Genomic DNA, 26,624 nt, shown 5'->3' with positions numbered 1-26,624 from the left:
AGACCCATGTTTACCGACGTCCCGGCGCAAGTCCCCGAACAGACCACGTCCACGCCCCTTTCCGATGACCTGCTCCGGCGCATGGATGCGTACTGGCGCGCGGCGAACTACCTGACCGTCGGCCAGATCTACCTGCAGGACAATCCGCTGCTGAAGGTTCCGCTCGAACGCAGCCACATCAAGCCGCGCCTGCTGGGTCACTGGGGCACGACCACGGGCCTCAACTTCATCTACGTGCACCTGAACCGGCTGATCAAGGCACACGACCTGGACATGATCTATGTGATCGGCCCAGGGCACGGCGGCCCGGGTCTGGTCGCGCAAGCCTATCTGGAGGGTACCTACACCGAGGTGTACTCCCATATCGAGCGCGACGTGAACGGCATGCGCCGATTGTTCCGCCAGTTCTCCTGGCCCTACGGCATACCCAGCCACGTTGCGCCGGAAACGCCCGGCTCGATCCACGAGGGCGGCGAGCTGGGCTATTCGCTGGCCCATGCCTACGGCGCGGCGTTCGACAACCCGGACCTGGTGGTCGCCTGCATCGTGGGCGACGGTGAGGCGGAAACCGGCGCGCTCGCCACCAGTTGGCACTCCAACAAGTTCCTGGACCCAGCGCGGGACGGAGCAGTGCTTCCGATCCTGCACCTCAATGGCTACAAGATCGCCAACCCCACGTTGCTCGCCAGGATCACCGTGGAGGAACTGGCCGACCTTTTTCGCGGCTACGGGTACGAGCCCCTATTCGTCCAAGGGGATGATCCCGCGCTGGTGCATCGGCAGCTTGCCGCCACGCTGGACGCCGCGCTGGCACGCATCCACGACATCCAGCGCAGCGCCCGCCACGCGGCTGATGGCCAGGCACCCGCGCGGCCGCGCTGGCCCATGATCGTGTTCCGCACGCCCAAAGGCTGGACCGGGCCGAAAGTGGTCGACGGCCTGCCCGTGGAGGGTACCTGGCGAGCCCACCAGGTACCGCTCAAGGACTTCGACAACCCCGCTCACGTCAGGCTGCTCGAAGACTGGCTGATGAGTTACCGCCCGCATGAATTGTTCGACGCGGACGGCCGGCTGCGTCCGGAGCTGGCCGAGCTCGCACCTACCGGACACCGGCGCATGAGCGCCAACCCGCACGCCAACGGCGGCATGCTGCTACAGCCGCTGAACCTGCCCCACTTCCGCGATCATGCGGTAGAGCTGGCCGCACCCGGTGGTGTGGAGGGCGAGTCCACCCGCGTGCTCGGCCGCTACCTGCGCGAGGTCATGAGAATCAATGCCGGGGCAGGAAACTTCCGACTGTTCGGTCCCGATGAAACGGCTTCGAACCGGCTGCAGGATGTGTTCGAGGTGACCGCCAAGGCATGGATGGCCGCCATCGAACCGGTCGACGAACACCTGGCGCCGCAGGGCCGCGTGATGGAGGTGCTGAGCGAGCACCTTTGCCAGGGCTGGCTCGAGGGCTATCTGTTGACCGGGCGGCACGGCCTGTTCTCGTGCTACGAGGCCTTCATCCACATCATCGATTCGATGTTCAACCAGCACGCGAAGTGGCTGAAGACTGCGAAGGCCATTCCGTGGCGCGCGCCGATCGCTTCGCTCAACTACCTGCTGAGCTCCCATGTGTGGCGCCAGGACCACAACGGCTTCTCGCATCAGGACCCCGGCTTCCTCGACCACGTCGCCAACAAGAAAGCCGACGTGGTGCGCATCTACCTGCCGCCGGACGCCAACTGCCTGCTTTCGGTGGCCGACCACTGCCTGCGCAGCCGCAACTACGTCAACGTCATCGTCGCCGGCAAGCAGCCGGCCTGGCAGTGGCTGGACATCGACGCGGCCTCGCGGCATTGCAGTGCCGGTGCGGGAATATGGGAATGGGCGAGCACCGACCAGGGCCGCGAACCCGATGTGGTGATGGCCTGTGCGGGCGACGTGCCGACGCTGGAAACGCTCGCCGCGGTGACGCTGCTGCGCGAGTACGCCCCGGATCTTCGCGTTCGCGTCGTCAACGTGGTCGACCTGATGGTGCTGCAGCCGCCCGGCGAGCATCCGCACGCGCTGAGCGATCTGGATTTCGATGAACTGTTCACCGACTGCAAGCCGGTGATATTCGCGTTTCACGGTTACCCCGGTCTGATACACCGTCTGACCTACCGGCGCCACAACCACGACAACTTCCACGTGCGCGGCTACAAGGAAGAAGGCACCACGACCACGCCGTTCGACATGACGGTCATGAACAATCTCGACCGTTTCCAGCTTGCGCTGGACGCCATTCTTCGCGTGCCGCGCCTGCATCAGCTCAGGTCCAGTGCAATCGACCGCTACTGGACGACGATGGAACGCCATCGCCTGTACATCAGCGAACACGGCGAGGACATGCCGGAAGTTGCGCAGTGGCGCTGGACGGCAGGAGGGTGAGGGCCGGTGGGCAGGTCGGGTTTCCACGTGCTGGCGATCAACAGCGGTTCCTCATCGCTGAAGTTCGGCCTGTTCGGCGTCCGCGACGGCAAGGTGACGCCGCGAGCCACAGGCGATGCGCAGGCGATCGGCAGCTCCGCCGGACTGCTGCGCGTGCGCGACGGGCACGGTGGCGACGTGCTGCACGAAGAGACCGTACCGATGGCCGACGGCGTCCAGGCCTTTTCGCGCATTGCCCGCCTGCTCGCCGGCATGGACGTGCCTGCTGCGGACGCCATCGGCCACCGGATCGTGCACGGCGGTGCGCAGCTGCGCGCGCATGCGCGAATCGACGCCACGGTGATGGCGCAACTGGAGGCCGCCGGTACGTTCGCGCCACTGCACGTCCCGGCGGCGCTCGCCGTGGTGAGGGTGGCGCAGGCGCGGTTCCCCGCATTGCCGCAGATAGCCTGCCTGGATACCGCCTTCCACGCTCACCTGCCGGAGCAGGCGTACACCCTGCCGCTGGACCGCTCGCTGCAGGCGGCGGGGGTGCGACGCTACGGTTTCCACGGCCTGTCCTGCGCATCGATCCTGGCGCAATGGCCGCGGGCGCCTGCGCGGCTGGTGATCGCCCATCTGGGCAGCGGCGCCAGTATCACGGCGGTGCGCGGGGGCCGATCCGTCGATACCAGCATGGGCATGACCCCGAGCGGTGGCGTGATGATGGCCACGCGCAGCGGCGACCTCGACCCGGGCGTGCTGGCCTGGCTCGCCCGCGAAAAGGGCATGGATGCGCGTGCGCTCGAGCGCCTGGTCGATCACCGCTCCGGCCTGCTCGGTGTGTCGGGCATCAGCGGCGACCTGCGCCAGCTACGCAAGGTCGAGCGCACCGAGCCGTCCGCGCGGCTCGCGATCGCCATGTTCGTGCTCTCCGTGCGCAAGCAGATCGCGGCGATGGCCGCCGTGCTGGAAGGCATCGACGCGCTCGTTTTCACCGGGGGCATCGGCGAGCACGACGCACAGGCGCGCGCCGACATCTGCGTTGGACTGGCGTGGGCGGGCATCCGGCTGGACCCCGCGCGCAACCGGAGCGGCGGCCCCCGGATCGGCATGGATGGCGCCACCTGCGAGGTGCGGGTGATGCCCTCCGAGGAAGAGCGGCAGATCTGCCGTTGCGTGCACGACGTGCTGCGCGATGGGGAGGCTCAGCGAGAGGACGACACCTCATTGCCGCCACACCCGCCCAGCAGGCGCGAACCCTGCAGCCAGCCCGGATCGGGGTAGTAGGCGAACACTACCGAGTGATCGGCGATGGCGTCGATCAGCTTGTGCGCAACGCCCGTCCGTACGGCCGGGCAGCCCCAGCTGCGCCCCAGCCTGCCCTGGCTGCGGGCGAACGCCTCGCTTACGTAGCTGGCGCCGTGGATCACGATCGCGCGGCTTTCGGCCTGATCGTTGAAATGCCCGTCGATGCCCTTCAGTCGCAACGAATAACCGTTGTGGCCGGTATACGTGCCGTCGGTCACGAAGGTGCCCAGGCTCGACATCAGGCTGCCGGGCTGGTTGGAGAACCGGTTGGCCAGGTTGTCGCCGCTGTTGCGCCCGTGCGCGACCCACTCGTGGAACAACAGGCGAGGCTTCGACCCCAGTTCGAACACCCACAGCCGCTGCGTGGTGGATGGCATCGAATAGTCGATCACGCTGAGAGTCTGCGCAGGCATGCTCCGCTGCACGCAGGTGAGCGCCTGGGTGGCCAGGGCCAGGACCTTCGGGTTGGCTGCCGGGGCCGCCCTGCTCAGGGTCTCGGCGAGCTGGGCGGAGGTGACCCCGCTCGCGGCAGCGGCTGGCGGGAGCAATACAAGGGCAAGGAGGTATCGAAACGGCGAGGACATCGGCTGACGCGGGGACCAAAGATGTCCAAGATGCCCTAAGTGCCCTTAATTAATCGCTATTTCGACGGGGACGTCTCCAGCGCCTCCAGCAACGTGCCATAAGGTACCGGCTGGCCGCCCCGGGCCGGCAGGTCGGTGACCAGCACCGTGGCGCCGACACTGATGCGCTGGCGCAACCGCGCGCCGAACGCGTCCGGCACCTTGAGCGAACGGGCCAGCTCGCGCGGCGCGGGCGCCGGCCCCTTGCCGAGAATCCGGTAGGCCGACCACAGTCCGCTGCCCTGCTCCTCCGTGCCCGCAAGGAGTCCGGTCCGGCGCACGTACAGCAGCATGCCGCCGGTGGAGAAACCCGCTGGCACGCTCATCGGACTGCTCGCGATCAGCCGGCCCGATTGCAGGACATACAGCGCATGATCATGGACGCTCGCCACCACGCTCACCGGCCCACCATCATCCACCGGCCAGGGTACTTGCGGCCCGGTCGCCTGATCGGCGCCCTCCGTTCCGAGCGGGGCGATCGCCGCCGGGTGATTGATCTGCGGAGGCGCTACGTGTTGATCGGCCACCACCACGATGGTGCCGCGGGCACTTGCCTGGAACAGCCGCTCGGCGAACGTCTGCGGCAAGCGGATGCAACCGTGGGAGGCCGGATGGCCTGGCAGTACACCTGCATGCAGCGCTAGGCCATCCCAGGTAAGCCGCTGCATGAAAGGCATGGGCGCGTCATCGTAGAGGTTCGATCGATGCTCGCGTTCCTTTTGAAGGATCGTGTAGACGCCGGTCGGTGTTTCATAGCCGATACGCCCGGAACTGATGCGGCTGGCGCCAATGGCCACCCCATTGCGGTAAACATAGATGCGCTGTTCGTCGAGGCTGACCACGATCACCATCGGGCCGTTCGGTGCCAGCTCGGGCCGCCAGAACGCACTGCCCCTGGGTACGCTTGGCGTCGATTGCGCCATGAACGCGAGCAGGCTCAAGAGCAGCACGAGCCAGGCGGCGCACACCGTCAAGCCGCGCCCGCACCTTGGAACACTGCCGATAGGGTTCACGAGCGATCTCCTTTGGGGGGACTGGACTCCAGAGCGATGTGCTGCTCAAAGGCGGAGACGCCGGATCGCGAACAGGTGACTTCAGTTGGTAGGCAACCCGTTCCTCTAAGTGCGATGAACCAGGCGGTGGAGCAGCGATCCGGCGATTAGCGCAGGTACGAACCACAACGCCTCCGGGGAACGAATTCCCAGCCCTGCCAATGCAGGGCCCGGACAATAACCGGCGATGCCCCAGCCTACGCCGAAGATCGCGGCGCCGCCGAGCAGCCGGCGGTCCACGTGCTTCAGGTTCGAAAGCTGGAAGCTGGCAGCGAGCACCGGGCTGCCGCGACGAAGCACGAAGCGGAACAGCAGCATCGTCGTGGCGACCGCGCCGCCGAGCACGAACATCAGCGTTGGATCGAATTGGCCGAAGATGTCGAGGAACCCGAGCACCCGACGGGGGTCGGTCATGCCCGACATCGCGAGCCCGATGCCGAACATGGCCCCGGACGCGAGCGCGGCGATTGAAAGTCTTTTCATGGTCAACTCCAGAGATGGCGCACGGCGAAGGTGGTCGCGACCGCGGTGGCCATGAACGTGCAGACGGCGATGAGCGAACGCACCGACAGCCGGCCGATGCCGCAGACGCCGTGTCCGCTAGTGCAGCCGTTGCCCATGCGCGTGCCGAAACCCACCAGCAGGCCGGCGACGACCAGACCCGCGCGCGGGAAGTCCGCCCGCGGCTGCGGTGCACGAGGTACGAACGCCATGTAGATTCCTGCGGCCGCGATCAGTCCCAGCAGGAACGCTCCGCGCCAGGCGACGTCGCGGCTATGCGGAAAGAGCACGCCATTGAGGATGCCGCTGATGCCGGCGACGCGCCCGTTGAGCCAGAGCAACAGCGTCGCCGCCAGACCGATCAGCACGCCGCCAGCCAACGCCAGTAGCCAGGTCGAACTCACTTCGCACCTCCTATCTGGTCAAGCGGCAGGCGCAGGTAGCGAATGCCGTTGGGGTCCGGCGGCGGCAGCTCGCCGGCGCGGATATTGACCTGCAGCGCGGGCAGGATGAGCCTGGGTGCGGCGAGGGTGGCATCCCGCGCGGTGCGCATCGTCACGAACGTGTCTTCGTCGGCATCGCGTCCGACGTGCACGTTGTGCTCGCGCTGTTCGTCGAGCGGGCTCTGCGAGCATGCGGCGCGCTCGGCTGGCGGATAGTCGTGGCAAAGGAACAGCCGAGTCTGTGGCGGCAGTTCGAACAGCCGGCGGATCGAGCGGTAAAGCTTGCGCGCGTCGCCGCCCGGAAAATCCGCACGCGCGGTTCCGGTGTCAGGCGCGAACACGGTGTCGCCGACGAAGGCCGCGTCGCCGATCACGTAGGTCAGGCTGTCGTCGGTATGGCCCGGTGTGGCGATCACGCGCGCTTCGAGCGCACCAAACGCGAACGTGTCGCCATCGGCAAACAAGCGATCGAACTGGCTGCCGTCCGCGGGAAAGTCGGGCTCCAGGCCGAACAGGATCTTGAACCGCTCCTGCACTTGGGTGATGCCGCCTCCGATCGCGACCTTGCCGCCGGTCTTGCCCTTTAGGTAGGCCGCGGCCGTGAGGTGGTCCGCATGCGCGTGCGTCTCGAGGATCCAGTCGACGATGAGGCGATGCTGGTGCACAAAGGCGAGCACGCGGTCGGCCGGAGCGGCGGACGTGCGCGCGGTAGAGGGGTCGAAACCGAGGACCGGGTCGACGATGGCGGCATGGCCGCCATCCCCGTCGTAGACGACATGGGTGAACGTGGACGTAGCTTGGTCGTAGAAGCTTTCGACGTTCGGATGCATGGTGACGACCCTCGGTTGACAATTTAGATAAATCTAAATTACTTTCGTGCCCCAGCCCTTGTCAAGCGACAGCTAAAGTATGGCTACCATGGCTCGTTCAGCGAAAAAGTCCAGCGCCCGCATGCTCCCCTCGCCCGAGGAAATGTCGCGTCATGCCGATGAAGCGGCGGCGCTGCTCAAGGCGCTCTCCCACCCGGCACGGCTGCTGGTGTTGTGCCAGCTGGTGGATGGCGAAGCGTCGGTAGGCGAGCTGCTGCCGATCACCGGCCTGAGCATGTCGGCGCTGTCGCAGCACCTCGCCGTGCTGCGCGACATGGCGCTGGTGGAAACGCGGCGCGAGGCGCAGACGATCTTCTACTCGCTCGCCGAAGGACCGGCCGCGAGCGTGCTCGACGCCCTGTACGCCGCCTACTGCGGCAGCCAGGAGGTGAGCCGATGACCCTGTTGCAGATACTGCTAGGTGCGCTGGCGGGCGGCGCGGTCGGTTTCACGCTCGGGCTGGTGGGCGGTGGCGGCTCGATCCTCGCCGTTCCGCTGATGGTGTATCTGGTCGGTGTGCACGACCCGCACATCGCGATCGGCACCAGCGCGTTCGCGGTCGCCGCCAACGCCCTCATCGGCCTCGCGACGCATGCCCGCAAGCGCAACGTGAAGTGGCGCTGCGCCGCCACCTTCGCCACGGCTGGCGTCGTAGGCGCCTGGTTCGGCGCCATGCTCGGCAAGGCGATGGACGGGCAGAAGCTGCTGGCGCTGTTCGCGCTGCTGATGCTCATCGTCGCCGGCCTGATGTTCCGCTCCCGCGGCCGCGAAGGCGATCCCGCGGTCGTGCTCAATCGCGGCAACGCGCCCAAGCTGCTGGGCTCAGGAGCGGCCACTGGCCTGCTCTCGGGCTTCTTCGGCATCGGCGGCGGTTTTCTCGTGGTGCCCGGGCTCATCGCGTCGACCGGCATGCCGATCTTGTTTGCGGTCGGTTCGTCGCTCGTCGCGGTCACCGCGTTCGGGTTGACGACGGCCCTGAGCTACGCGACGAGCGGGCTGATCAGCTGGGAGCTGGCCGCGGTGTTCATCGGAGGCGGCGCGATCGGCAGCCTGTTCGGCACGCGACTCGCGACACGCCTGGCCGACCGCAAGGGGGCGCTAAACATGGTGCTCGCCGGACTGATCGTCGTCGTCGCGGTCTACATGCTGTACCGCACAGCGGGCGAACTCGGCCTGATCTGAAACATCACTTCCGCGGTTGATCGGCAGTGCGCAGGTTGATCGGATGTGCGCACCCAAAGTGGGCGATGTCCGCCTGGGGTCGTGGATTCACAGACATTCGTGACAGAACGCGCGTCACGTACGTTCGGACGATTCGCTCGGCAGATCTTGCTGCCACGCCAGATTGAGCGTTGCGGTGGCGGGTCTGAACGATCGGGTGACAGGGCTTTCGATAGGGCTTCACCCGCGCGGCACTTTGTCACGTGCCTTGGACGGGGTTTGCTACGATGATTTGAGCCCAAGAGCCGGCCTCCCGGCTTGGAGGCGCGAGTTGGGACGTTCGGGTGCACATCGCCGCGTGGTTGCCTGGCTGGCCTTCACCGCCGTCTGGCTGACACTTTTCTCGCCGGTCATTTCCCGCGTATTGCCCTCTCTAAGCGGCGCCGCCATGTCGGGCATGGCGTGCTCCGGGCTCACGGAACACGCTACCGGGCAACCCACGCCACACCCGCACCTCCCCGCTCCCGACAAGTGTGGCTATTGCACGCTTCTCGGGCACAGCCCAGCTCTTGGCACCGCGGCCTGGGTCCCAGCGCTGCTTCCCCACAGCACCAACCTGCCCGCCAGCGTCCCGAACGAATCGCACATTGGGCGCCATTCCCCGCTTGCCCCAACACCCCGCGGGCCGCCCGAGTCGACCAACGCCTGAGCCAACGACGCGGCAGCAGGTCGCGTCGGGCCGGGTTGCCAGCCCTCGGTAACGCCACGCCCATGGCGAGAACGGACGCCGGAGTGGGCAGGCATTCCAGTCATGCCGCAACGGGCACGCGTCCGGTCTGTCTAACCGACATGACCGTCGCGACGCTCCGATCTCATCTTCCAATGGGGCCATCCCTTGAACACTTTCATCGCTTCTCCCTCGCCTCGCGGCACCGCTGCTCGCCGACGCATGGCCGTTTCATTGGCATCGATGCTCGCGCTTGTCCCGGGCATCGCAAGCGCCTGCTCCACGTGCGGCTGTTCGCTCAACTCCGACTGGTCCAGCCAGGGCTACGCGACCACGTCAGGGTTGCACCTGAGCATCCGCCAGGACTACTTCAACCAGTCGCAGCTGCGAAGCGGAAGCGATGCGGCCCCCCGGGATGCCTTCACTTATCCGACCGAGCAGGAGGTGCAGCGCGTCACGATCAACCGGAACACGCTGCTTGGTGCGGACTACAACTTCTCGCGCTACTGGGGGCTCAGCGTGCAGCTGCCCTACATGGATCGCTACCACCAGACTACGGCCGAGGGCGACACCGCGCTTTCCACCTCCGATACGCGGGGCATCGGCGACCTGCGGGTGGTCGCTCGCTACCAGGGACTGAGCCCCGATGCGGGCTTGGGCCTGCAGTTCGGTATCAAGTTGCCCACCGGAAGCTTCAAGCAGACCTTCATCGAAGGCCCCCAGACCGGCGCGCTGCTGGATCGCGGCCTGCAGTTGGGAACCGGCACGACCGACGCGCTGCTGGGTGTCTACAAATTCGGCTACCTGAGCGCGCAAGTCAGCTACTTCGGGCAGGCCATGGCGCAGATTGCACTCGATGCACGCGACCACTTTCGGCCCGGCAACTCGATCAACGTGAACTTCGGCGTGCGCTATCTGGGCATGGGTCGCGTGACGCCGCAGATGCAGCTCAACCTTCATAGCGAACAACGGGAAAGCGGAGCACTGGCCGACCGCAAAAACAGTGGCGCGACGTTCGCTTACCTGAGTCCGGGCATCAGCATGAAGCTCTCGCGTCGCCTGGATGCATTCGCCTTCGTGCAGTTCCCCGTGTGGCAGCACGTCATTGGCCTGCAACTGGAGCCACGCCGCCTCTGGTCTCTAGGACTGCTCTATCGCCCGTAGCGACGCCCCGTCCGGGAGAAGTCGGCTACGGGTTGGAAGCGGCCTACCGCTAGGTCTTACGGGTCGGCGCTTTTCCCGTCCAGTTGCACGTCGCCGCAAGCTGCCCTGATGAAAGGGAGCCAACTGCGGCGTCAAGCGAACCACTCTTTTCTCAGATGATCAGCGCCACGGCCGACTCGGCAGTTGGCCAGTCCGATATTTCCAGTATTATGGAAATATGGAAACAGAGACTGCCCTTAAGTCGCTTACCGCGCTTAGTCATGATTCTCGCTTGGCCGCCTTTCGCATCCTCGTACAGGCGGGCCCCGAGGGCCTGCCCGTGGGCGAGCTTCGCGAGCGTCTCGATATCCCCGCCGCCACATTGACCGCACATCTGAACATCCTTCGCGCCGCGGCTTTGGTCCATGACCAGCGCGAAGGCAGGGTGATCCGCGTGCGCGCCAGCTACCCGCAGATGAATGGCCTGATCGAGTACCTCACCGAGAACTGCTGCAACGGAGTCGCCAGCTGCGCGCCGAATCAGCCCTGTACCCCCCAAAGGAAGACGTCCCGATGAACCGCTTCCACGTGCATCTGAATGTGGCCGACCTCGAAGCCAGCATCCGCTTTTACACCCACCTGTTCGCCGCGCCGCCGACTGTCCAGAAAGCGGACTACGCCAAGTGGATGCTTGACGACCCCCGCGTGAACTTCGCGATCTCCAATACAGGCCGCGCGCCCGGCGTCGATCACTTGGGCATACAGGCGGCCGATGCCGGTGCGCTGGGTGATCTGGGGCGACGCCTGGACGCCGCCGGCGGCTCCGTGGTGCCCGAAGAGGCCACCGTCTGCTGCTATGCCAGGTCCGACAAATACTGGACCGAAGACCCGCAAGGCACTCGCTGGGAAACCTTCCATACCTTCGGCGACGCCACGACCTACTACGCGGGCGACCATGCGTGCGCGAGCGACGGGGCCGCATGCACGCCCGACGTACGGCAAGTAAACCCGAGGGTGCAGAAAGGCAGCGCCTGCTGTGCTCCCGAATCGGTTTGCTGCTGATGAACCTGCGCCCCGCGTTGCCATCGGAGCATCGGCAAATCCGGACGCTGCTGTCCGATAACCAACTCCCCGTCGACGACCTGGCCACCGCCGCCGTCGAGTTCATCGTCGCGGTCGAGGGCGAGCATGTGCTTGGCGTGGTAGGGCTCGATTGTTTTGGCGACACCGGGCTGCTCCGCTCGTTGGCCGTCGCTCGAGATCAGTGTGGCTCAGGCCTCGGCGGCGCCCTGGTGCACGGCGCGGAGTCCCTCGCCCGCGAGCGGGGTTTGCACCAGCTGGTGCTGCTCACTCTAACGGCAGCAGCACCCTTCTTTGCCCGCCGCGGTTATGCCCTGACGGCCAGAGAGTCGGTGCCCGCCGCCGTGCGCGATAGCGCCGAATTCCGCTCGATCTGCCTGGCATCGGCCGCCTGCATGACGAAAGCGCTGGACAGCCACGACGTGAGGAAGCGCGTCCTGTTCCTGTGCACGGGCAATTCGGCGCGCAGCGTTCTGGCCGAAGCCACGCTGCGTGCCTGGGCCGGCCAACGCTTCGAGGTGTTCAGCGCCGGGAGCCAGCCCACCGGCAAGATCAACCCCTACGCCCTGGATCAGCTGGCCGCCGAGGGCATTGCGACCGCAGCCCTGCACAGCAAGTCCTGGGATGAGTTCGCTGCAGACGGTAAAGCGCCTATGGACTTGGTCGTGACCGTCTGTGACTCGGCAGCGGCTGAAGTTTGCCCAGTCGTGCTCGGCGACTTCGTGCGTACCCACTGGGGCCTGCCCGATCCGGCGGCAGTGGATGGCTCCGAGGAGGACAAGCGCGAGGCCTTCCGCCAGGCCCATCGAACGATCAAGGCGCGATTGCGGGCGCTCCTGGCTCTGCCGGCGGAGATGTGGGACGACCGCATCCCGCTCAAGCAGGCGCTGGATCGGATCGGATACCTGCAACCCGAAGACGGGGTGGCCGCCCATGGCTGACGCCGCACCCCGCATGGGCCTGTTCGAGCGCTACCTCACCGCGTGGGTGGTTCTGTGCATGATCGCCGGTACGGCATTGGGACATGCCTTCCCGGCTGCCTTCACCCGGCTGGGTGCCATGGAAGTGGCGAGGATCAACTTGCCGGTCGCGCTGCTGATCTGGGTGATGATCATCCCCATGCTGCTCAAGGTCGACTTCGGCTCCATGCGCCAGATCGGCCAGCACTGGCGCGGCATCGGCGTGACCCTGTTCATCAACTGGGCGATCAAGCCGTTCTCGATGGCGCTGCTCGGATGGATCTTCCTCAAGCACGTATTCGTCGGGTGGCTTCCGGCCGAGCAGGTCGGTTCCTACATGGCCGGATTGATCCTGCTGGCCGGCGCGCCCTGCACGGCGATGGTCTTCGTCTGGAGCCACCTCTGCCGGGGCAACGCCAACTTCACCCTCAGCCAGGTCGCGCTCAACGACGCCATCATGGTGGTCGCCTTCGCCCCGCTGGTCGCGTTGCTGCTGGGTTTGTCGTCGATCACCGTGCCCTGGGCCACGCTGGCGCTCTCGGTGTGCCTGTACATCCTGGTGCCAGTGGCTGTCGCGGTCGTCCTGCGCCGCTGGTTTCTCGCCCATGGCGGTAGATCGCGGCTGGATGCGGTGTTGGCCAGGCTCTCGCCCCTCTCGCTCGTCGCACTGCTCGCGATGCTCGTCCTCCTGTTCGGTTTCCAGGGGCGGCAGATCATCGGGCAGCCGCTGGTCATTGCCACCTTGGCCGTGCCGATCCTGATCCAGGTCTATTTCAATGCGGGCCTGGCCTACCTGCTCAACCGACGGCTGGGCGTAGCCCACGAGGTTGCCGGCCCTTCGGCCCTGATTGGCGCCAGCAACTTCTTCGAGCTGGCCGTCGCGACGGCCGTGGGGCTGTTCGGCATCCGATCAGGCGCCGCACTCGCGACCGTGGTCGGCGTTCTGATCGAGGTGCCGGTGATGCTATCGGTCGTGGCGATCGTCAATGCCAGCCGCGCGTGGTACTCCGGGGGCGAACGGCCGGCGTTTGAGGAAAGGTGAGGTGAGGTGCGGCGGATGTCTGCCTTGGATGGCGGTGAAGAATGCACCCGCTCCCGGCCCGGGAGCGGCGCCCCTCCCAAGCCCCCGAACGGGCCCTCAGTGTTCCGCCTGTTCGATGCCTGCCGGGCGCTGGCGGAACATCAGAATGCACAGCACGATCAGGCCCAGCAATACGAGCGAGGCGACGTAGCGGCTGAGTGCGAAACCGCCATGGCTGACCGGCTTGTCCAGCAAGTCGCCCACGACCGCGCCCAACGGGCGCGTGAGGACGAACGCCGCCCAGAACAACGCGGTGCGGGAGGTTCGGGTGAACAGGTAGATCGCTCCGATGAGCAAGAGGAGAGCACCGAATATCGCAGCGCTCCCTAGATAGCCCAGACCCATGCTGTCGGCCGTCCAGTCGCCCAGGGCGGTACCCAGCGTCTGCGAGAACATGATCGTCACCCAGTAGAATATCTCGCTCCTGGTGGAGGTGACGGTCACCACGTTTACCGAACCGAGCGCCCTGTACCAGGTGAACAGCGAAGCGAGCAGCAACAGCAACAGGATGGTGGCGCCTCCCGCATAGCCGATGCCCAGGGATCGGTCGGCAAAGTCAGCCATCGTGGTGCCGACCGTGGTGGTGGCGATCACCGTGAGCCAATACAGGAAGGGATGGAACCTGTTGGCGCGGATCTGTGCCGCGACGGCCGCGCCGAAGATGACCGCGAAAATCCCCGTGCTGACCAGATAGCCCAGGCCCATCGACATCGATAGCGCGTCGCCACCGGTTTCGCCCAAAGTCGTGGCGAAGATCTTGATGATCCAGAAGCCCAGGGTGACCTCGGGTACCTTGCTCAAAACCGTCTGTCGTTGCATGCCATAGACCTGTCGATGCCCCGAGGGAACATAGCCTTGCGGACTTAGAGTGCTCTTAGCACTGCTGGATCGTTTCGACTTAGGCCGTACCGTCGGACCTTGAGTTTGGACCTGGGGCCAAACACGGCAGCCAGCGCCCTTCCCTTCGGGCCTCCGGCGGCGATATCTACCGAAGGTCGGGTATCGCCGGTACCGGCTCCGCACAGTTACTTGAGGGCTTTCTCCTCCTCCTTCAGAAACGCCGCGCTCAGCGTGGCATGCTGTTGGGCGAACGGCAGCAGCGTCGGATAAAACTGCACGAAGGTCGTGTCCACCGCACCGTGCGCGGCGTGGCACGAATAGCACGACGCGGCTTCGGGGATCTTCTTGGCGGAAGAGCCACCGTCGAAGCCGAAGAAGGCCCACCCGCCCTTGAAGCGCGCGGAGTCCTTTACATGCACTTCCACACCGTGCACGCCGCCACTCTGGTAGTGGCCGTGCTGGTTGATCGAACCCCTGCTCGCGGAGCCGCGCACTTCCAGCACGATCTGCGTCTTGTCCGGCCAGGTGCCGGTCCGGACGAACTCGCGGTAGCTTTCCGGATCGACGAACGTGTTGTCGAACATCGGCTCGCCTTCCGGCGCCTTCTCGCTATAGCTCATTCCCAGGCCGGAACTCAGAAACACCCACTCGCGGTAATCTGCTGGCAGCACCAGCTCACCGTCCTGGGTGTACGCAGGTTGGTGGGCATGGTTGACGGCGGTGTCGCTGGCGAACGCCAAAACAGGCGGTGCGAGCGCAATGGAAAGCACCAGGTAACGGGGTCGGATCGGCACGCAGGGTCTCCCGAATGAAGTGTGGGAGCAGTTTGGTGCCGAGCCGGACAGCCAAGAGGACGTGGTACCGACGATTCCGGCCAAACGTCAGCTGGAAAATCGCTCGCGGTACTCGTTGGGCGTCACGCCGTAGCGCGTCCGGAAGGCGCGACGGAACGCGTCAGCGCTGTTGAAGCCCACGCCAGCGGCGACGCGCTCTACCGACGCGCGGCTTACGGTCAGGCGCAGGCAGGCCTGCTCCAATCGCAGACGCTCCACGAAACGCGCCGGGGTCACGCTGAAGGTCTCGGCGAACACACGGCGAAAGTGGCGTGTGCTCATTGCGACCTGTTCGGCCATCCGCTCGATGCTCAGCTGGCCGTCGAGGTGCGCGATCAGCCAGTCCACCAGCGCACTCATGCGGAGATTGCCCTGCGCCTGTGCGGCCAGCGGTACGGAGAACTGCGCCTGGTTGCCCGGCCGTCTGACATACATCACCAGGTGGCGTGCCACGCTGAGTGCGGCAGGTGCGCCGAGGTCCTCCTCCACCAGCGCCAGTGCCAGATCCATGCCGGCGGTCAATCCACCGGATGTCGCGAAATGCCCGTCGCGAAGGAACAACCGGTCCGGCTCCAGCCGCAGGTCGGGATGGCGACGGGCGAGGTCGTCCGCGAACTGCCAGTGCGTGGTCACCGTCCGACCTTCCAGCAGACCGGTCGCCGCGAGGATATACACGCCGGTGCAGACCGCTACGACGCGGCGCGTGAGCGGGATTCTCTCGTGCAGCCAGGTCAGCAATCGCGCGTCGCAGTTCATGCCGTGACGCGCCCCCGCTCCACCGGGAATCAGCAACGTGTCCAGCGGAGGCGCATCTTCCAGCGCGTACTCGGGCATCACCGCCAGGCCGTTCTCCGCACGCACGACGCGCGTGCTCGGGCCAATGACGCAGAGCCGATACGTTGGCACCCCACGCCCGAATGAATTGGCCGTCCCGAACACATCCAGCGGCCCGACGAGGTCGAGCGCCTGCATGTCGTCGTAGGCGAGAAGGCCGATGGTCCTGATGGAGGGCGGAACGTTCATCGCTCGCATCGTAGATCGTGTCCCGCCAGCGCGCCTCCCCGGAATGCTGGAGGTGGTCCCCTGTGTCTAAAGTCCGCTTCCGGCCAGAAGCAGACATCTCGGCGATTAGCTGGTCAACCGGCAGCAGCCGCATGCGGCTAATCAAACTAGGGGGTCACCATCACCTTGATCGACTCGCGCGCGTCCATCGCGCGGTAACCGTCGGGCACTTTTTCCAGACCGACGTTGCGATCGAACACGCGACCAGGCTGGATGCGCCCCTCCACCACGTCGGGCAATAGCTCATCGATGTAGGCCCGCACTGGCGCCGGGCCGCCGCTCACGGTCACGTTCTTGTAGAACGTCGGCTGCGCGCCCTCAATCACCTCGTAATGCGGCACGCCGACGCGTCCGATGGTGCCGCCGGGGCGCACGATGCCCAAGGCAGTGGCCATTGACTGGTCGCTGCCGACGCACTCGAGCACGGCGTGCACGCCGAAGCCGCCGGTGAGTTCGCGCACGCGCTCGATCGCTTCCTCGCCGCGCTCGCTGACCACGTTAGTGGCGCCGAACTCGCGCGCCAGGGCAAGGCGGTCCGGGTAGCGGCCCATGATCACGATCTGCTCCGCACCCAGCCGCCTGGCGGCAATCACGCCGCAGAGGCCCACGGCGCCGTCGCCGACCACGGCCACCCGCTTGCCGGGGCCGACGCGTGCGGTCACCGCGGCGTGGTGTCCCGTGCCCATCACGTCGGAGAGGCTCAGCAGCGAGGCGGTCAAGGCGTCGTCCTGCGGCGCCGCCAGCGGGTAGAGCGTGCCGTCGGCCAGCGGGATGCGCAGCGCCTCGGCCTGCGCGCCGTTGAGGCCGGCGTTGCCGAAGAAGCCACCGTGCACGCACGCGGTCTGCAGCCCTTCGTGGCAGAAGTCGCAGGTGCCGTCGGAAGAGGCGAACGGTATGATCACGAAGTCGCCGGCCTTGATGTTTCGCACAGGGCCCTGGGTTTTCGGTGCGGTGTCGGCCATGGGGGCCTCCTTGGGGGAAGTGGTGGAAGGCGTGTGACTCACGCAGCGGCGGTTGGGCCGGCGAGGTACTCCTCGTCGGTCACCTTCTTCATCCAGTCAACGACCCTGCCGTCCAGCGCCTCCTGCACGGTGATGTGGGTCATCGCGGTGGTGGGCGTGGCACCGTGCCAGTGCCGGTGATTGGCCGGGCACGTAACGATGTCGCCCGCATTGATCTCGACGATCGGGCCGCCTTCGCACTGCGTCCAGCCCTTGCCCGCGGTGACGATCAGGACCTGGCCGAGCGGATGGGTGTGCCAGGCGCTGCGCGCGCCGGGCTCGAAGGTGACGGTGGCGCCGGCCACGCGCGCCTCGCCCTGGCCCTTGAATGGCATGTCGATGCGCACGGTGCCGGTGAAGTACTCGGCCGGGCCCTGCACGGAGGGCATGGAGCCGTTGCGGATGATTTGCATGGGAACACTCCAATGGATATAGAAGCGGATGTGGAAAGACGCGAGACGGTAGCCTTGCGACCGATCAACTGACGTATTGCTGCCGTCAAAAGGTGCTGGCGCATTCGTCATTCACGACGGTGATACCGCGAGCTATCGACCGGCCCGGGCGGCCAAGTCCGCGGGATAGCGCTCACCTTGCACACGGACGTGCGCCAGCGCCGCATCGATCTGCCGCACGGCATCGCCACTCAGTTCCATGCCCGCGGCGGCGGCGTTCTCATGCAGACGATGCGACTTGGTCGTCCCCGGGATCGGTACGATCCACGGCTTCTGCGCAAGCAGCCACGCGAGTGCGATCTGTGCTGGCGTGGCCTGCCGTTCGCCGGCAATGCGGCCAAGCAGATCGACCAGCGCCTGGTTGGCCTTGCGCGCCTCCGGCGAGAAACGCGGCACGACGTTGCGGAAGTCGTCCTTGGCAAAGGAAGTGTGCTCGTCGATCTTGCCGGTGAGAAAGCCCTTGCCCAGCGGACTGAACGGAACGAAGCCGATCCCTAGTTCATCGCAAAGCGGCAGGATCGCCTGCTCGGGTTCGCGCCACCACAGCGAATACTCGCTCTGCAACGCGGCTACCGGCTGCACCGCATGCGCGCGGCGGATCGACTCCACGCCCGCTTCGGACAGCCCGAAGTGCCCGACCTTGCCTTCGGCGATCAAATCCTTGACGGTGCCGGCCACGTCTTCCATGGGCACCACGGGATCCACCCGATGCTGATAGAACACGTCGATGCGATCCGTACGTAGGCGCTTCAGTGAGCTTTCGGCCACCGCGTGGATCCGCTCGGGCCGACTGTCCATGCCGGTCTGGGAGTCCCCATTCCGGAACCCAAACTTGGTGGCGAGCACCACGTGGTCGCGGAAGGGCGCTACCGCCTCGCCCAACATCTCCTCGTTGAGGGCGCCATAGGCTTCGGCCGTGTCGAAGAACGTAATGCCCTGCTCGAACGCCTCGCGGATCAGGGCGATGCCCTGCTGCCGATCGAGGCCTGGGCCGTAGCCGAAGCTCAGGCCCATGCAGCCGAAACCCAGAGCGGAAACGGTGGGGCCGAGCTTGCCGAGGGTGCGTGTTTGCATTGGGATAGCTCCAGATGAGGGTTCCGAGGCCCGTCAGTCTGGTCCGAAGGTAGCTATCTGATAAGCCGTGAAATATCGAATGGACTTATGATCTCCATCGATCAATCGCTTCGATGTGCTCATGGCAGGCGAGAACTACAACGATCTTCAGGCATTCCTTACTGTGGCGCGCGAGGGCAGTTTCACGCGTGCCGCCGCACAGCTTGGCTTGTCGCAGTCCGCACTCAGCCACAAGATCCAGGGGCTGGAAGCACGGCTTGGCCTGCGCCTGCTCACTCGCACGACACGCAGTGTCTCGGCCACCCAGGCCGGCGAGCGGCTCCAGCAAGCGCTTGCTCCCAACTTCGAGAATATCGATGCCGCGCTCGCCAGCCTGAGCGAGCTGCGCGACAAGCCAAGCGGGGTGATCAGACTCACCAGTAGCGAGCACGCCGCCGCCACCATTCTGTGGCCGGCGCTGGAACGGTTCCTGCCGGATTATCCGGATGTCCGCGTGGAAGTGGTCAGCGACTCCACCCTCACCGACATCGTGGCTGATCGCTTCGATGCCGGTATTCGCCTTGGCGAGCAGATCGCCAAGGACATGATCGCCGTTCCGATCGGCCCGCCCACGCGGCTTGTAGTGGTGGGAGCGCCGGCCTACCTGGATGCCACGCCGCCGATCGCGACACCGCGCGATCTGACCGGCCACGATTGCATCAATCTACGTTTCCTCACGCACGGCGGTCTCTACGCGTGGGAGTTCGAGAAGGACGGTCATGCGCTCAACGTGCGCGTGGAAGGACGGCTGACTTTCAATAGCCTTGAACGCATCCTAGTCGCCGCACTGGCCGGCTTCGGCTTGGCTTATCTACCCGAGGACATGGTGCGCACGCACATCGAGGCCGCGCGCCTGCGCCAAGTGCTGGACGGCTGGTGTCCGCTATTCCCGGGCTACCACCTGTACTACCCGAGCCGGCGACAGCCCTCGCCTGCGTTTGCGTTGCTGGTTGATGAGCTTCGCTATCGCTCTGGCGGTGCGCTGGCGGTTCGTTGAATCGCATTGAGTAGCGGGCACGAGTCTTTGGTGATGCGCTAGGTGCATTCACACGACCAAGTAGCCACGGCGATGGGCCAGCGTCGAGTCTCGCGCACAGACCAGGTTGAAACGGCTCGGTATGTCCGCTTCGTGTCGAAAGCGGACGCGGAACAGTGGTTCACTTTGCTTCGAAAATCGCGCCCTGAACGGCATGCACGTCGATCGCGGGCATTGGGAATGGGTGAGTTGGAGCCTTCCTCTGGAACCGACCGATGACAGTAGCCACAGCCCGCATTCCGTAGACGCGCAATCCTCGCTCAAAGCTTCGGATGTCCCTGTGCTTTGAGATGCGATCTGACACGGTCAGCTGGACTGCTTCTCCAGGACACCGGGGATCGCTGATGTTCGTTACATCCACACCGGCATAAACCTGGCCACGCACAACGACTTCCTTCCCATCAAACATGCCGGGCTCTGCCTGGATATCACAGACACTCGCCTGAAGCGGCTCCATAGCGGACACGTACGAAGGGAGTCCCGCCATTAGGGTGAGTAGGAGGAACACCTGTGACGGCTTACAGCTCATGCACCCTCCACCGAGATGGCTGTGAATATCTTGCTCTGCCGGGAAGCCAATAAGGGGCCTCGTCGCGAGTCTTAGACGCTTGTCGAAGCACGGTTGAGCTCTTGGCATGAGGGCTCAACCATGAAGACGATTCAATGCAGGGCGCCCCGGAACAAGGGTAAGCTCATCGGGCAGAAAGCACCCCTTAGGCTTCGTGAGCTCTGGGCCATTCGGGTGAGACTTCAATTGTCCGGCTCCGTCCGCGACTTAGCGCTGTTCAACGTGGCTATCGATTCGAAGCTTCGCAGTTGCGACCTCGTCAACTTGCGCGCCCGCTATGTCTCGCAAGGAGCCGCGGTGTCGAACCGCGCAATCGTCCTTCAGCGGAAGACCAATCGTCCGGTGCAGTTTGAAATCACAGAACAGACCAGGGCTGCCTTTTGGCATGGATCCACTCAGCCCGCCTCAGTATTGCCGACTACCTATTCCCTGGCGGCCATAGTCACGGCTCTCACCTGTCTACCAGACAATACGCTCGTATCGTCCATGCACGGGTACGGACCATCGGCCTGGATCCCCTACAGCTACGGCACGCACAGCATGCGCCGCACCAAGGTGGCACTCATCTACCGGCAGACAAAGAACCTGCGCGCGGTACAGTTGCTGCTCGGACACACGAAGCTTGAGAGCACGGTCCGCTACTTGGGCGTCGAGGTCGATGACGCGCTCGAGCTAGCCGAGCAGCCGAAGCATGACCGCTTCCGGCCTGGAGCGGACCTCGCCGCAACGAGTCACCACGGCTTTTGCTGAGAATGGGCCTCGAAGCCTGCTCGAGGAAGGCGCCCAACCCCTTATCGGGCCAGGTAGAAGTCCATGGGAATGAGCTCGACGGCCCATTCGCCTTCTTCGCCCAGCGTGGCGGCCGGGTGCATGGACGCGATGCGCAGGGCCTCTTCATGGCTGTCCGCCTCGATGATGAACAGGCCGCCGACGACTTCCTTCGATTCGGTATAGGGCCCATCGCTGACATGTGTCTTGCCGTTGCGCGGGCGCAGCGTCCTCCAGTTCTCCAGGTCGCCAAGCGACGCGGACACCAGAACCTTGCCGGTAGCGCGCATCTTCTCGTCCAATGCCGGGCACTGGCTTACCAATTTCTTGACGTCGTCCGGCGCCATCGCGGCGAATTTTTCGGGGGTGAAATAGGCCAGGCCGAGGTATTTCATAAGCGTCCTTTGGTGGTGGGATGCACTGACGACGAAGCAGGCGGGCGGGAATCGACAATGCTCCGGGAGAGCTTGTAGTGGTCTCGGCCAGTTGCTTCTTAGGGATGAAAGCCGATACCTACTTCGCCAATCCGCAGGCGACTTTTCGTACGGTGCCATCAACCAAGTAGAGAGTTACCTCGGCAAACCCACCGCCTAACCCACCCGGTTTGCTCCTTCCCAGAAAGTAGGTCCACTGTCCGTCGTTCGATGGATGACCTGGCGTTGGATTGCTTTGTACGAAGTCTGGCGCCCCCCATGCTGAGGCAATTCGCTTGGCCGGAAACCCAACAAGCGCGTCGTCGTCGCGAGGGCAGACGAAGCGCGAGGTGCCTTCGGGAGGAAGCGATCGAACGTATTTGAGCTTCGCACAGACGTCCAAAAAGACATCCGGATAGTCGTGCCCATCGTACGCAGAGCAGTCTGCTGTATCGCTTGGCCTCGGGTGGGACGCTTCCGCCTCATCCATGGTCCTGAAAAGCGAATCCAGCTTCTGTTGTTTGCATGCCCTGCCGCAAGGCTGCGTCGCGGTTTCGGGGGGAGGCGACTGCGCATAGGCGGTCGTGGCGTGAAAGGCTATGGCGGCTAGCCAAATGCATCCATACAACCTCGGGAGCGAATGCCTTCTCATGTTCCGGGGCGAAACTGGCCTGGTCATTTCGGCGGCCGTGCTGTTCGGTGGCGCCATGATCACTTATTTCTCCGGCAGAGCGCGCGCGGCTAGCTCGTGCGGACATGTTCCGGCGCCGGAACTATCACATCGTGCGCCGCCGCTCGGAGGCCGGGCGAACGCGGGCCGTCGTCGTCCCGGCGCTCCGGCCCCTGAGCGATGATGTGGCGGTTGCCGCAATCAGGGCCTCCCGCCTGCGCTTATCGTCGCCTCGTTGATGGCGCGCACCTTGGCCTCGTCGACCTTCAGGATCTTTCGATCGTAGGTGAGCAGGCCGTTGTGCTCGCCCTCGACATCGGTGATCTGGGTATACACGCTCCCGGACATGCCCTTGGGCGCGCCCTTGTCCCGCAGCACGGCCGTATTGGCGACATAACCGGCGGTCAGCGCCGCGCGGTCCTTGACGGAGCCGTAGGGGTTGATCGGCGTGTTGGGCCAGACATGGCCGGGGATACCCAGCGTCAGCCCGCCGTGCTCGCCATCGATGGCGGCACGCCGGGCGTCCGGGCTGGGCAGGCCCGGGCCCTGGTAGTCGTGCACGTCATAGACGTCGCCGGCGTGCGGGTCGCCCTTCATGTCGCAGCAATTGGCGCCGCTGCGCGCATCGACCAGCCGCGACGGATCCAGTTGCTTGACCTGCGCGGCCAGTTCGGCAGCCGCGGGAATGCTCCACTGTCCCCAGCCTTCGTTGAAGGGAATCCAGCCGATGATCGAGGTCTCGCCCTTGAGCTGCTCGACGATGGCCGAGACGTCGGCGCGGAAGGTGGCCTTGTCGGAAGCGCTCAACTTGTCGTTCCTTCCGGTGGGCAGAGCCGGCATGTCCTGCCAGACCATCAGGCCGAGTCGGTCGGCCCAGTAGTACCAGCGCGCCGGTTCCACCTTGATGTGCTTGCGGATGGTGTTGAAGCCGAGATCCCTGGTTTTCTCCAGGTCGAACTTGAGCGCCGCGTCGGTGGGTGCGGTGTAGATGCCGTCGGGCCAGTAGCCCTGGTCCAGCGTGGCGAGCAGGAAGATCGGCTTGCCGTTGAGCACGATGCGGTTGCGCCCACCCACCTTTTCTACCGAGATGGTGCGCAGGCCGGCGTAGCTGGTCACCTCGTCATGCTCGTCGCCGCGAGTGAGCACCACCTTGAAGCTGTAGAGGAAGGGATCCTGCGGGGTCCAACGGTGCGGATCGGCTATGGCCAGATGCATCGGTCGCCCCGCCGGTCCGCTGACCTCGCCCACCGGCTTGCCGTCGGCGTAGGCGGTGACCTTCAGCATCGCGCCATCGGCGTTGCCATGCAGCGCGGAGGTGACGGTGAAGGCGTCCAGGCTGCGCTCAGGCGTAAAGGTCAGTTGCGCCACGCTCGTGGCCGGCACCGGTTCCAGCCACACCGACTGCCAGATCCCCGAGGCCGCGGTGTAGAAAATGCCTTCGGGTTTGAGGCGCTGCTTGCCGACCATCACGTTGGCGCCATCCACCGGGGCATGCACGAGGACGATGATCTCCTGCTCGCCGCGTGGACGAAGCGCGCGAGTGATGTCGGCGCCGAAGGCGGTATAGCCGCCGGCATGGCCGATTACCTTCACGCCGTTGACGTAGACCGTAGCCTGGTAGCTCACGGCGCCGAAGTTCAGTCGCACGTGCTGGCCATGGGCGGTGAACGCTGCCGGGATCTCCACCAGTCGACGGTAGACCATGAAGTCCGAATGCTGCTGTACGCCGGACAGCACCGACTCGACCGGATAGGGCACCAGCACCCGTCCCTTCAGCGTGCGCCCGAACGGTGGCACGCCCTGCCCGTCCGTCGCCGCGTACTGCCACAGGCCGTTGAGGTTCATCCAGCGTGGCTGCTCCAGCGACGGTCGGGCCAATTGCGGGCGCGGGTATTCGGGCAGTGCGTTGGCCGGAGCTACCTCGGCCGTCCAAGGGGTCGCCAACGGGGCCTTCCTGCCGTTCCAGACAGACGCCTGGCCGGGTGCCGCCATCGCCGTCGATACAAGGCCCAGAGCCAAGACGCTGCCCATCCAGGCAGCCCGGCAACGTGTTCCGATCTTCGTCATTGGCTTGTCCTCTTCGGTGGCGGCACACGCGCAAGCGCATCGCTTGCGCAGGCTTTGCAGTTGATCGGTTATGGCAGCCATGTTCACTCGCGCGCCGCCGACATCGAGGGCGGCGCATCGCGCGGATCGGCGCCCCAGGCCTCGTTCGGCGCCGCTCCCATCGTGAGCACCAGCTTACCGCCGCGGGCGATCGCCTCGTGGGCCAGCCACGGCTTGTTCCAGGGCTTGCCGTCGAGCGTGGCGGACTGGATGTAGCGGTTTTCGGCCGAGTTGTTGCGCGCGACGATGTCGAACGTCTTGCCGTTGCCCAGGTGCAGGCGGATGCGGTCGAAGATCGGGCTGCCCAGGATGTAGTCCGCGCTGGCCGGATCGACCGGATAGAAGCCCATGGCGCTAAGCACGTACCAGGACGAGGTCGAGCCCTGGTCGTCCATGCCGGGATAGCCGTAGCCGCTGGCGTCGCTGCCGTAGAGATCGTCAAGGATGCGGCGCACCAGCGCCTGCGTCTTCCAGGGCTGGCCGCTCCATGCGTAGAGGTAGGCGGCCTGCTGGTCCGGCTGGTTGCCCTGCACGTACTGCCCGATCACGCCGGTGCAGTCGCGGCAGATGCCCTTCGGATCGTAGGGCGTGGAGAAGAAGGCATCGAGCTTGGCGTTGAAGGCCCCGCGACCGCCGAGCAGGTCGATCAGTCCCTGCACGTCGTGCGGCACCAGCCACAGCGTGGACCAGCCCGAGGCCTCCTTCATCATGAAGTTGTAGTACGGCTCGCGCGGATCGAACGGCGCGATCCATCGTCCATCGGCGGTGCGGCCGCGGAAGAAGCCTACCGACGGGTCGAACACGTGGCGGTAGTTGGCCGCGCGACGGGCGAACATCCGCGCGTCGTCGGCCTTGCCTAACCGGCGGGCGAGGTCCGCCAGCGCATAGTCGTCCCAGGCATATTCGAGCGTGGTGGCCGTGCCCGCCTTGCCGCCGGCATAGGGCGGGCTGGGGTTGCCCGGCGGAACGACGTCGGCGATCCAGCCGTTCTTCATGTACTCGGCCAGATAGCCGCGCGGCCCGTTGGGGTCGGTCGCGTTCTTGCGCAGGTAGGCATACGCCGCGGCATAGTCGAACGGGATGCCACGGCGCAGGGCGCCGTCGTAGAGCAGCACCGCGTGGTCACCATGGAACGAGGTGTTCATGTAGCCGCGCTCGCGTGCCATGTCCAGTTCGGAACGCATGATGTCCTGCACCACGCGTGGCTCGAGCAGCATCAGCAGGGCGATCTGGTTGCGTCCGGTATCCCAGAACGGCACCGGGCCATAGCGGTCGTAGGCGGCGAGCTGGACCCTGCCGTTGGCGTCGGTGAAGTGTTCGCCCTTGCGCGCGAGCAGCCGCGGGCTGGCGAAGGAGTGGTACAGCGTGGAATAGAACAGCATGCGCTGCCTGGGCGTGCCGCCGGTGACTTCCACACGGTCCAGGAGCCGCGCCCAGGTGGCGCGCGCCTGCGCATGCACGCGCTCGAAATCGCCATCGGGGTCTTCGTCCCGCAGCCGCTGCTCCGCTTCCGCCGCGCTGTGGCCGTGGGCCATCCTCACCTGCACCTGTTCGCCGGCCTGCGTGTCGAAGGTGACATAGGCACCCGCGTAGCTGCCCGACACGCTGCGGCGCCCCTCTTCCACGTCCTTGTCGCCGAGACCCCAGTCTTCGTTGCCGCGGGTGGCATGGAAGGTGCCGTAGCCGGCGAACGGCCGTGAGAACTCGGCGACGAACCATGCGCCGTCGCCATCGTCGGCGTGCCTGCCCCTGGCGACGCCCCGGACGATGCGGTCGCCGACGACTTCCACGTCGCCGCCCTCGCGACGCAGGTTCACGACGACGTTGGAGCGATGGCTTGCGGGGAAGGTGAAGCGCATCAGGCTGGTGCGCCGCGTCGCGGTCAGCTCGACGCGGGTATGGAACGTGTCAAGGTCGACCGCGTAGTAGCCGGGGGAGGCCTTCTCGCTCCTCTTGTCGTAATAGGACTGCGCGTAGGCCGGCGGCACGGTCCAGTCGCCGACCACCGGCATGATCATCGGTTGGGCGCCGCCACCGTAGGTCGAACCGCCGCCTCCGGTGAAGCCGATCATCGTCGGGTTCGTGTAGTAGTAGGGCGTAGGCACGCCGGTGGGATAGCTCAGGTCGATGTTGACGTTGACCGGCGCTGCCTCGGTGGCACTCTGCGGCAGGCGCGCGCCCGGCGAGGTAAGGCCGGAATACAGCGGCTCGCCAGGAGGCGGCGCATTGCCGATCAGCGCCGGTTGGTCGAGCGGTGCGGTGCCGACGCGCGGGTCGGCCTCGTCGACGGCCGTCGTGGCGTTCGGCGACGCATCGCCGGCGTGGGCACGGACCGCGTGAATGCCGCCCAGCGCGAGGGTGATCAACCCGATCCCGAGCATTACGCGACGGTGGGGCCGCGACGAGCCGCGGCGA

General features: G+C 65.7%; 26 protein-coding genes and 1 pseudogene. 13 read left to right on the top strand and 14 right to left on the bottom strand.

The features are described 5' to 3' along the window. Positions 1–6: 6 nt before the first annotated feature. Positions 7–2,418: a phosphoketolase family protein gene (locus VGU65_RS06810; RefSeq protein WP_327474021.1), complete on the top strand. Its 2,412-nt coding sequence runs from the start codon at positions 7–9 to the stop codon at positions 2,416–2,418. 6 nt (positions 2,419–2,424) lie between these two features. Continuing rightward, a complete protein-coding gene (locus VGU65_RS06805; RefSeq protein WP_327474020.1) occupies positions 2,425–3,684 on the top strand; it encodes an acetate/propionate family kinase in 1,260 nt (419 codons plus the stop codon). Here the strand turns inward: VGU65_RS06805 and VGU65_RS06800 are convergent. The 5 genes from VGU65_RS06800 to VGU65_RS06780 form a co-directional block, all read right to left on the bottom strand. Continuing rightward, positions 3,606–4,292 carry a murein L,D-transpeptidase catalytic domain family protein gene (locus VGU65_RS06800; RefSeq protein ID WP_327474019.1) on the bottom strand — a complete coding sequence of 229 codons (687 nt, stop codon included), beginning with the start codon at positions 4,290–4,292 and terminating at the stop codon, positions 3,606–3,608. The genes VGU65_RS06805 and VGU65_RS06800 overlap by 79 nt on opposite strands. A gap of 56 nt (positions 4,293–4,348) precedes the next feature. Further along, positions 4,349–5,344, bottom strand: coding sequence for a L,D-transpeptidase family protein (locus tag VGU65_RS06795; RefSeq protein ID WP_327474018.1), 996 nt, complete (start codon positions 5,342–5,344; stop codon positions 4,349–4,351). A 105-nt stretch (positions 5,345–5,449) separates the two neighbouring features. Then, on the bottom strand, positions 5,450–5,866 hold the full coding sequence (locus VGU65_RS06790; RefSeq protein WP_327474017.1) for a DUF6691 family protein: 417 nt from the start codon (positions 5,864–5,866) through the stop codon (positions 5,450–5,452). Positions 5,867–5,868: 2 nt separating this feature from the next. Next, positions 5,869–6,288, bottom strand: a complete 420-nt coding sequence (locus VGU65_RS06785; RefSeq protein ID WP_327474016.1) for a YeeE/YedE family protein — start codon at positions 6,286–6,288, stop codon at positions 5,869–5,871. Next, positions 6,285–7,157: an MBL fold metallo-hydrolase gene (locus VGU65_RS06780; RefSeq protein ID WP_327474015.1), complete on the bottom strand. Its 873-nt coding sequence runs from the start codon at positions 7,155–7,157 to the stop codon at positions 6,285–6,287. The genes VGU65_RS06785 and VGU65_RS06780 overlap by 4 nt, the downstream gene beginning before the upstream one ends. A gap of 88 nt (positions 7,158–7,245) precedes the next feature. On the opposite strand from VGU65_RS06780, the gene VGU65_RS06775 reads away from it, so the two are divergent. From VGU65_RS06775 to arsB, 9 genes and pseudogenes are all read left to right on the top strand, one after another. After that, positions 7,246–7,596: a metalloregulator ArsR/SmtB family transcription factor gene (locus VGU65_RS06775; protein ID WP_327474014.1), complete on the top strand. Its 351-nt coding sequence runs from the start codon at positions 7,246–7,248 to the stop codon at positions 7,594–7,596. Positions 7,597–7,598: 2 nt separating this feature from the next. Beyond that, positions 7,599–8,378: a TSUP family transporter gene (locus VGU65_RS06770; protein WP_327474114.1), complete on the top strand. Its 780-nt coding sequence runs from the start codon at positions 7,599–7,601 to the stop codon at positions 8,376–8,378. Between the two features lie 175 nt (positions 8,379–8,553). Then, positions 8,554–9,066 (top strand): DUF2946 domain-containing protein, encoded by a 513-nt coding sequence (locus VGU65_RS15625; protein WP_414655801.1) that lies wholly within the window; start codon positions 8,554–8,556, stop codon positions 9,064–9,066. Positions 9,067–9,327: 261 nt separating this feature from the next. After that, positions 9,328–10,248 carry a hypothetical protein gene (locus tag VGU65_RS06765; protein ID WP_327474013.1) on the top strand — a complete coding sequence of 307 codons (921 nt, stop codon included), beginning with the start codon at positions 9,328–9,330 and terminating at the stop codon, positions 10,246–10,248. Between the two features lie 217 nt (positions 10,249–10,465). Continuing rightward, positions 10,466–10,804 (top strand): ArsR/SmtB family transcription factor, encoded by a 339-nt coding sequence (locus tag VGU65_RS06760; protein ID WP_327474012.1) that lies wholly within the window; start codon positions 10,466–10,468, stop codon positions 10,802–10,804. After that, positions 10,801–11,289: an ArsI/CadI family heavy metal resistance metalloenzyme gene (locus VGU65_RS06755; protein WP_327474011.1), complete on the top strand. Its 489-nt coding sequence runs from the start codon at positions 10,801–10,803 to the stop codon at positions 11,287–11,289. Before VGU65_RS06760 ends, VGU65_RS06755 begins: the two co-directional genes overlap by 4 nt. After that, positions 11,208–11,699 (top strand): annotated as a pseudogene (gene arsN2, locus VGU65_RS06750) (arsenic resistance N-acetyltransferase ArsN2); the annotation flags it as partial. The gene VGU65_RS06755 and the pseudogene arsN2, both read left to right, overlap by 82 nt. 30 nt (positions 11,700–11,729) lie before the next feature. Further along, positions 11,730–12,248 carry an arsenate reductase ArsC gene (locus VGU65_RS06745; RefSeq protein ID WP_327474112.1) on the top strand — a complete coding sequence of 173 codons (519 nt, stop codon included), beginning with the start codon at positions 11,730–11,732 and terminating at the stop codon, positions 12,246–12,248. A gap of 13 nt (positions 12,249–12,261) precedes the next feature. After that, the gene (gene arsB / locus VGU65_RS06740) at positions 12,262–13,308 is read left to right on the top strand and encodes an ACR3 family arsenite efflux transporter (protein ID WP_327474110.1); all 1,047 of its coding nucleotides are present in this window, start codon (positions 12,262–12,264) and stop codon (positions 13,306–13,308) included. Positions 13,309–13,404: 96 nt separating this feature from the next. Here the strand turns inward: arsB and VGU65_RS06735 are convergent, their stop codons facing one another. The 6 genes from VGU65_RS06735 to VGU65_RS06710 all read right to left on the bottom strand — a co-directional run bounded on the left by VGU65_RS06735 (position 13,405) and on the right by VGU65_RS06710 (position 18,609). Continuing rightward, positions 13,405–14,166: a COG4705 family protein gene (locus VGU65_RS06735; RefSeq protein ID WP_327474010.1), complete on the bottom strand. Its 762-nt coding sequence runs from the start codon at positions 14,164–14,166 to the stop codon at positions 13,405–13,407. Between the two features lie 206 nt (positions 14,167–14,372). Further along, a complete protein-coding gene (locus VGU65_RS06730) occupies positions 14,373–14,957 on the bottom strand; it encodes a cytochrome P460 family protein (protein WP_327474009.1) in 585 nt (194 codons plus the stop codon). A gap of 111 nt (positions 14,958–15,068) precedes the next feature. Then, positions 15,069–16,043, bottom strand: a complete 975-nt coding sequence (locus VGU65_RS06725; RefSeq protein WP_327474008.1) for a GlxA family transcriptional regulator — start codon at positions 16,041–16,043, stop codon at positions 15,069–15,071. Positions 16,044–16,189: 146 nt separating this feature from the next. Further along, complete coding sequence (locus tag VGU65_RS06720; protein ID WP_327474006.1) at positions 16,190–17,044, bottom strand: zinc-binding dehydrogenase; 855 nt, start codon at positions 17,042–17,044, stop codon at positions 16,190–16,192. Between the two features lie 38 nt (positions 17,045–17,082). Next, the gene (locus tag VGU65_RS06715) at positions 17,083–17,496 is read right to left on the bottom strand and encodes a (R)-mandelonitrile lyase (RefSeq protein ID WP_327474005.1); all 414 of its coding nucleotides are present in this window, start codon (positions 17,494–17,496) and stop codon (positions 17,083–17,085) included. A gap of 132 nt (positions 17,497–17,628) precedes the next feature. After that, positions 17,629–18,609: an aldo/keto reductase gene (locus VGU65_RS06710; protein ID WP_327474004.1), complete on the bottom strand. Its 981-nt coding sequence runs from the start codon at positions 18,607–18,609 to the stop codon at positions 17,629–17,631. Between the two features lie 121 nt (positions 18,610–18,730). Here VGU65_RS06710 and VGU65_RS06705 point away from each other — a divergent pair, with 121 nt between their 5' ends. Continuing rightward, on the top strand, positions 18,731–19,645 hold the full coding sequence (locus tag VGU65_RS06705) for a LysR family transcriptional regulator (protein WP_327474003.1): 915 nt from the start codon (positions 18,731–18,733) through the stop codon (positions 19,643–19,645). A gap of 688 nt (positions 19,646–20,333) precedes the next feature. Beyond that, complete coding sequence (locus VGU65_RS06700) at positions 20,334–21,002, top strand: site-specific integrase (protein WP_327474002.1); 669 nt, start codon at positions 20,334–20,336, stop codon at positions 21,000–21,002. A 41-nt stretch (positions 21,003–21,043) separates the two neighbouring features. Here VGU65_RS06700 and VGU65_RS06695 read toward each other — a convergent pair whose 3' ends face one another. The 3 genes from VGU65_RS06695 to VGU65_RS06685 all read right to left on the bottom strand — a co-directional run bounded on the left by VGU65_RS06695 (position 21,044) and on the right by VGU65_RS06685 (position 26,590). Then, entirely contained in the window at positions 21,044–21,415 is a 372-nt protein-coding gene (locus VGU65_RS06695; protein WP_327474000.1) for a YciI family protein, read from the bottom strand. A gap of 889 nt (positions 21,416–22,304) precedes the next feature. After that, the gene (locus tag VGU65_RS06690; RefSeq protein WP_327473999.1) at positions 22,305–24,047 is read right to left on the bottom strand and encodes a glycoside hydrolase family 2 protein; all 1,743 of its coding nucleotides are present in this window, start codon (positions 24,045–24,047) and stop codon (positions 22,305–22,307) included. 206 nt (positions 24,048–24,253) lie between these two features. Further along, positions 24,254–26,590 (bottom strand): GH92 family glycosyl hydrolase, encoded by a 2,337-nt coding sequence (locus VGU65_RS06685; protein ID WP_327473997.1) that lies wholly within the window; start codon positions 26,588–26,590, stop codon positions 24,254–24,256. Positions 26,591–26,624 lie beyond the last annotated feature (34 nt).

It is taken from the genome of Frateuria sp., assembly GCF_035943815.1.
GTDB lineage: Bacteria > Pseudomonadota > Gammaproteobacteria > Xanthomonadales > Rhodanobacteraceae > Frateuria_A.
The sequence above is the reverse complement of the archived record's forward strand: the minus strand, read 5'-3'. Positions and strand labels throughout refer to the sequence as shown.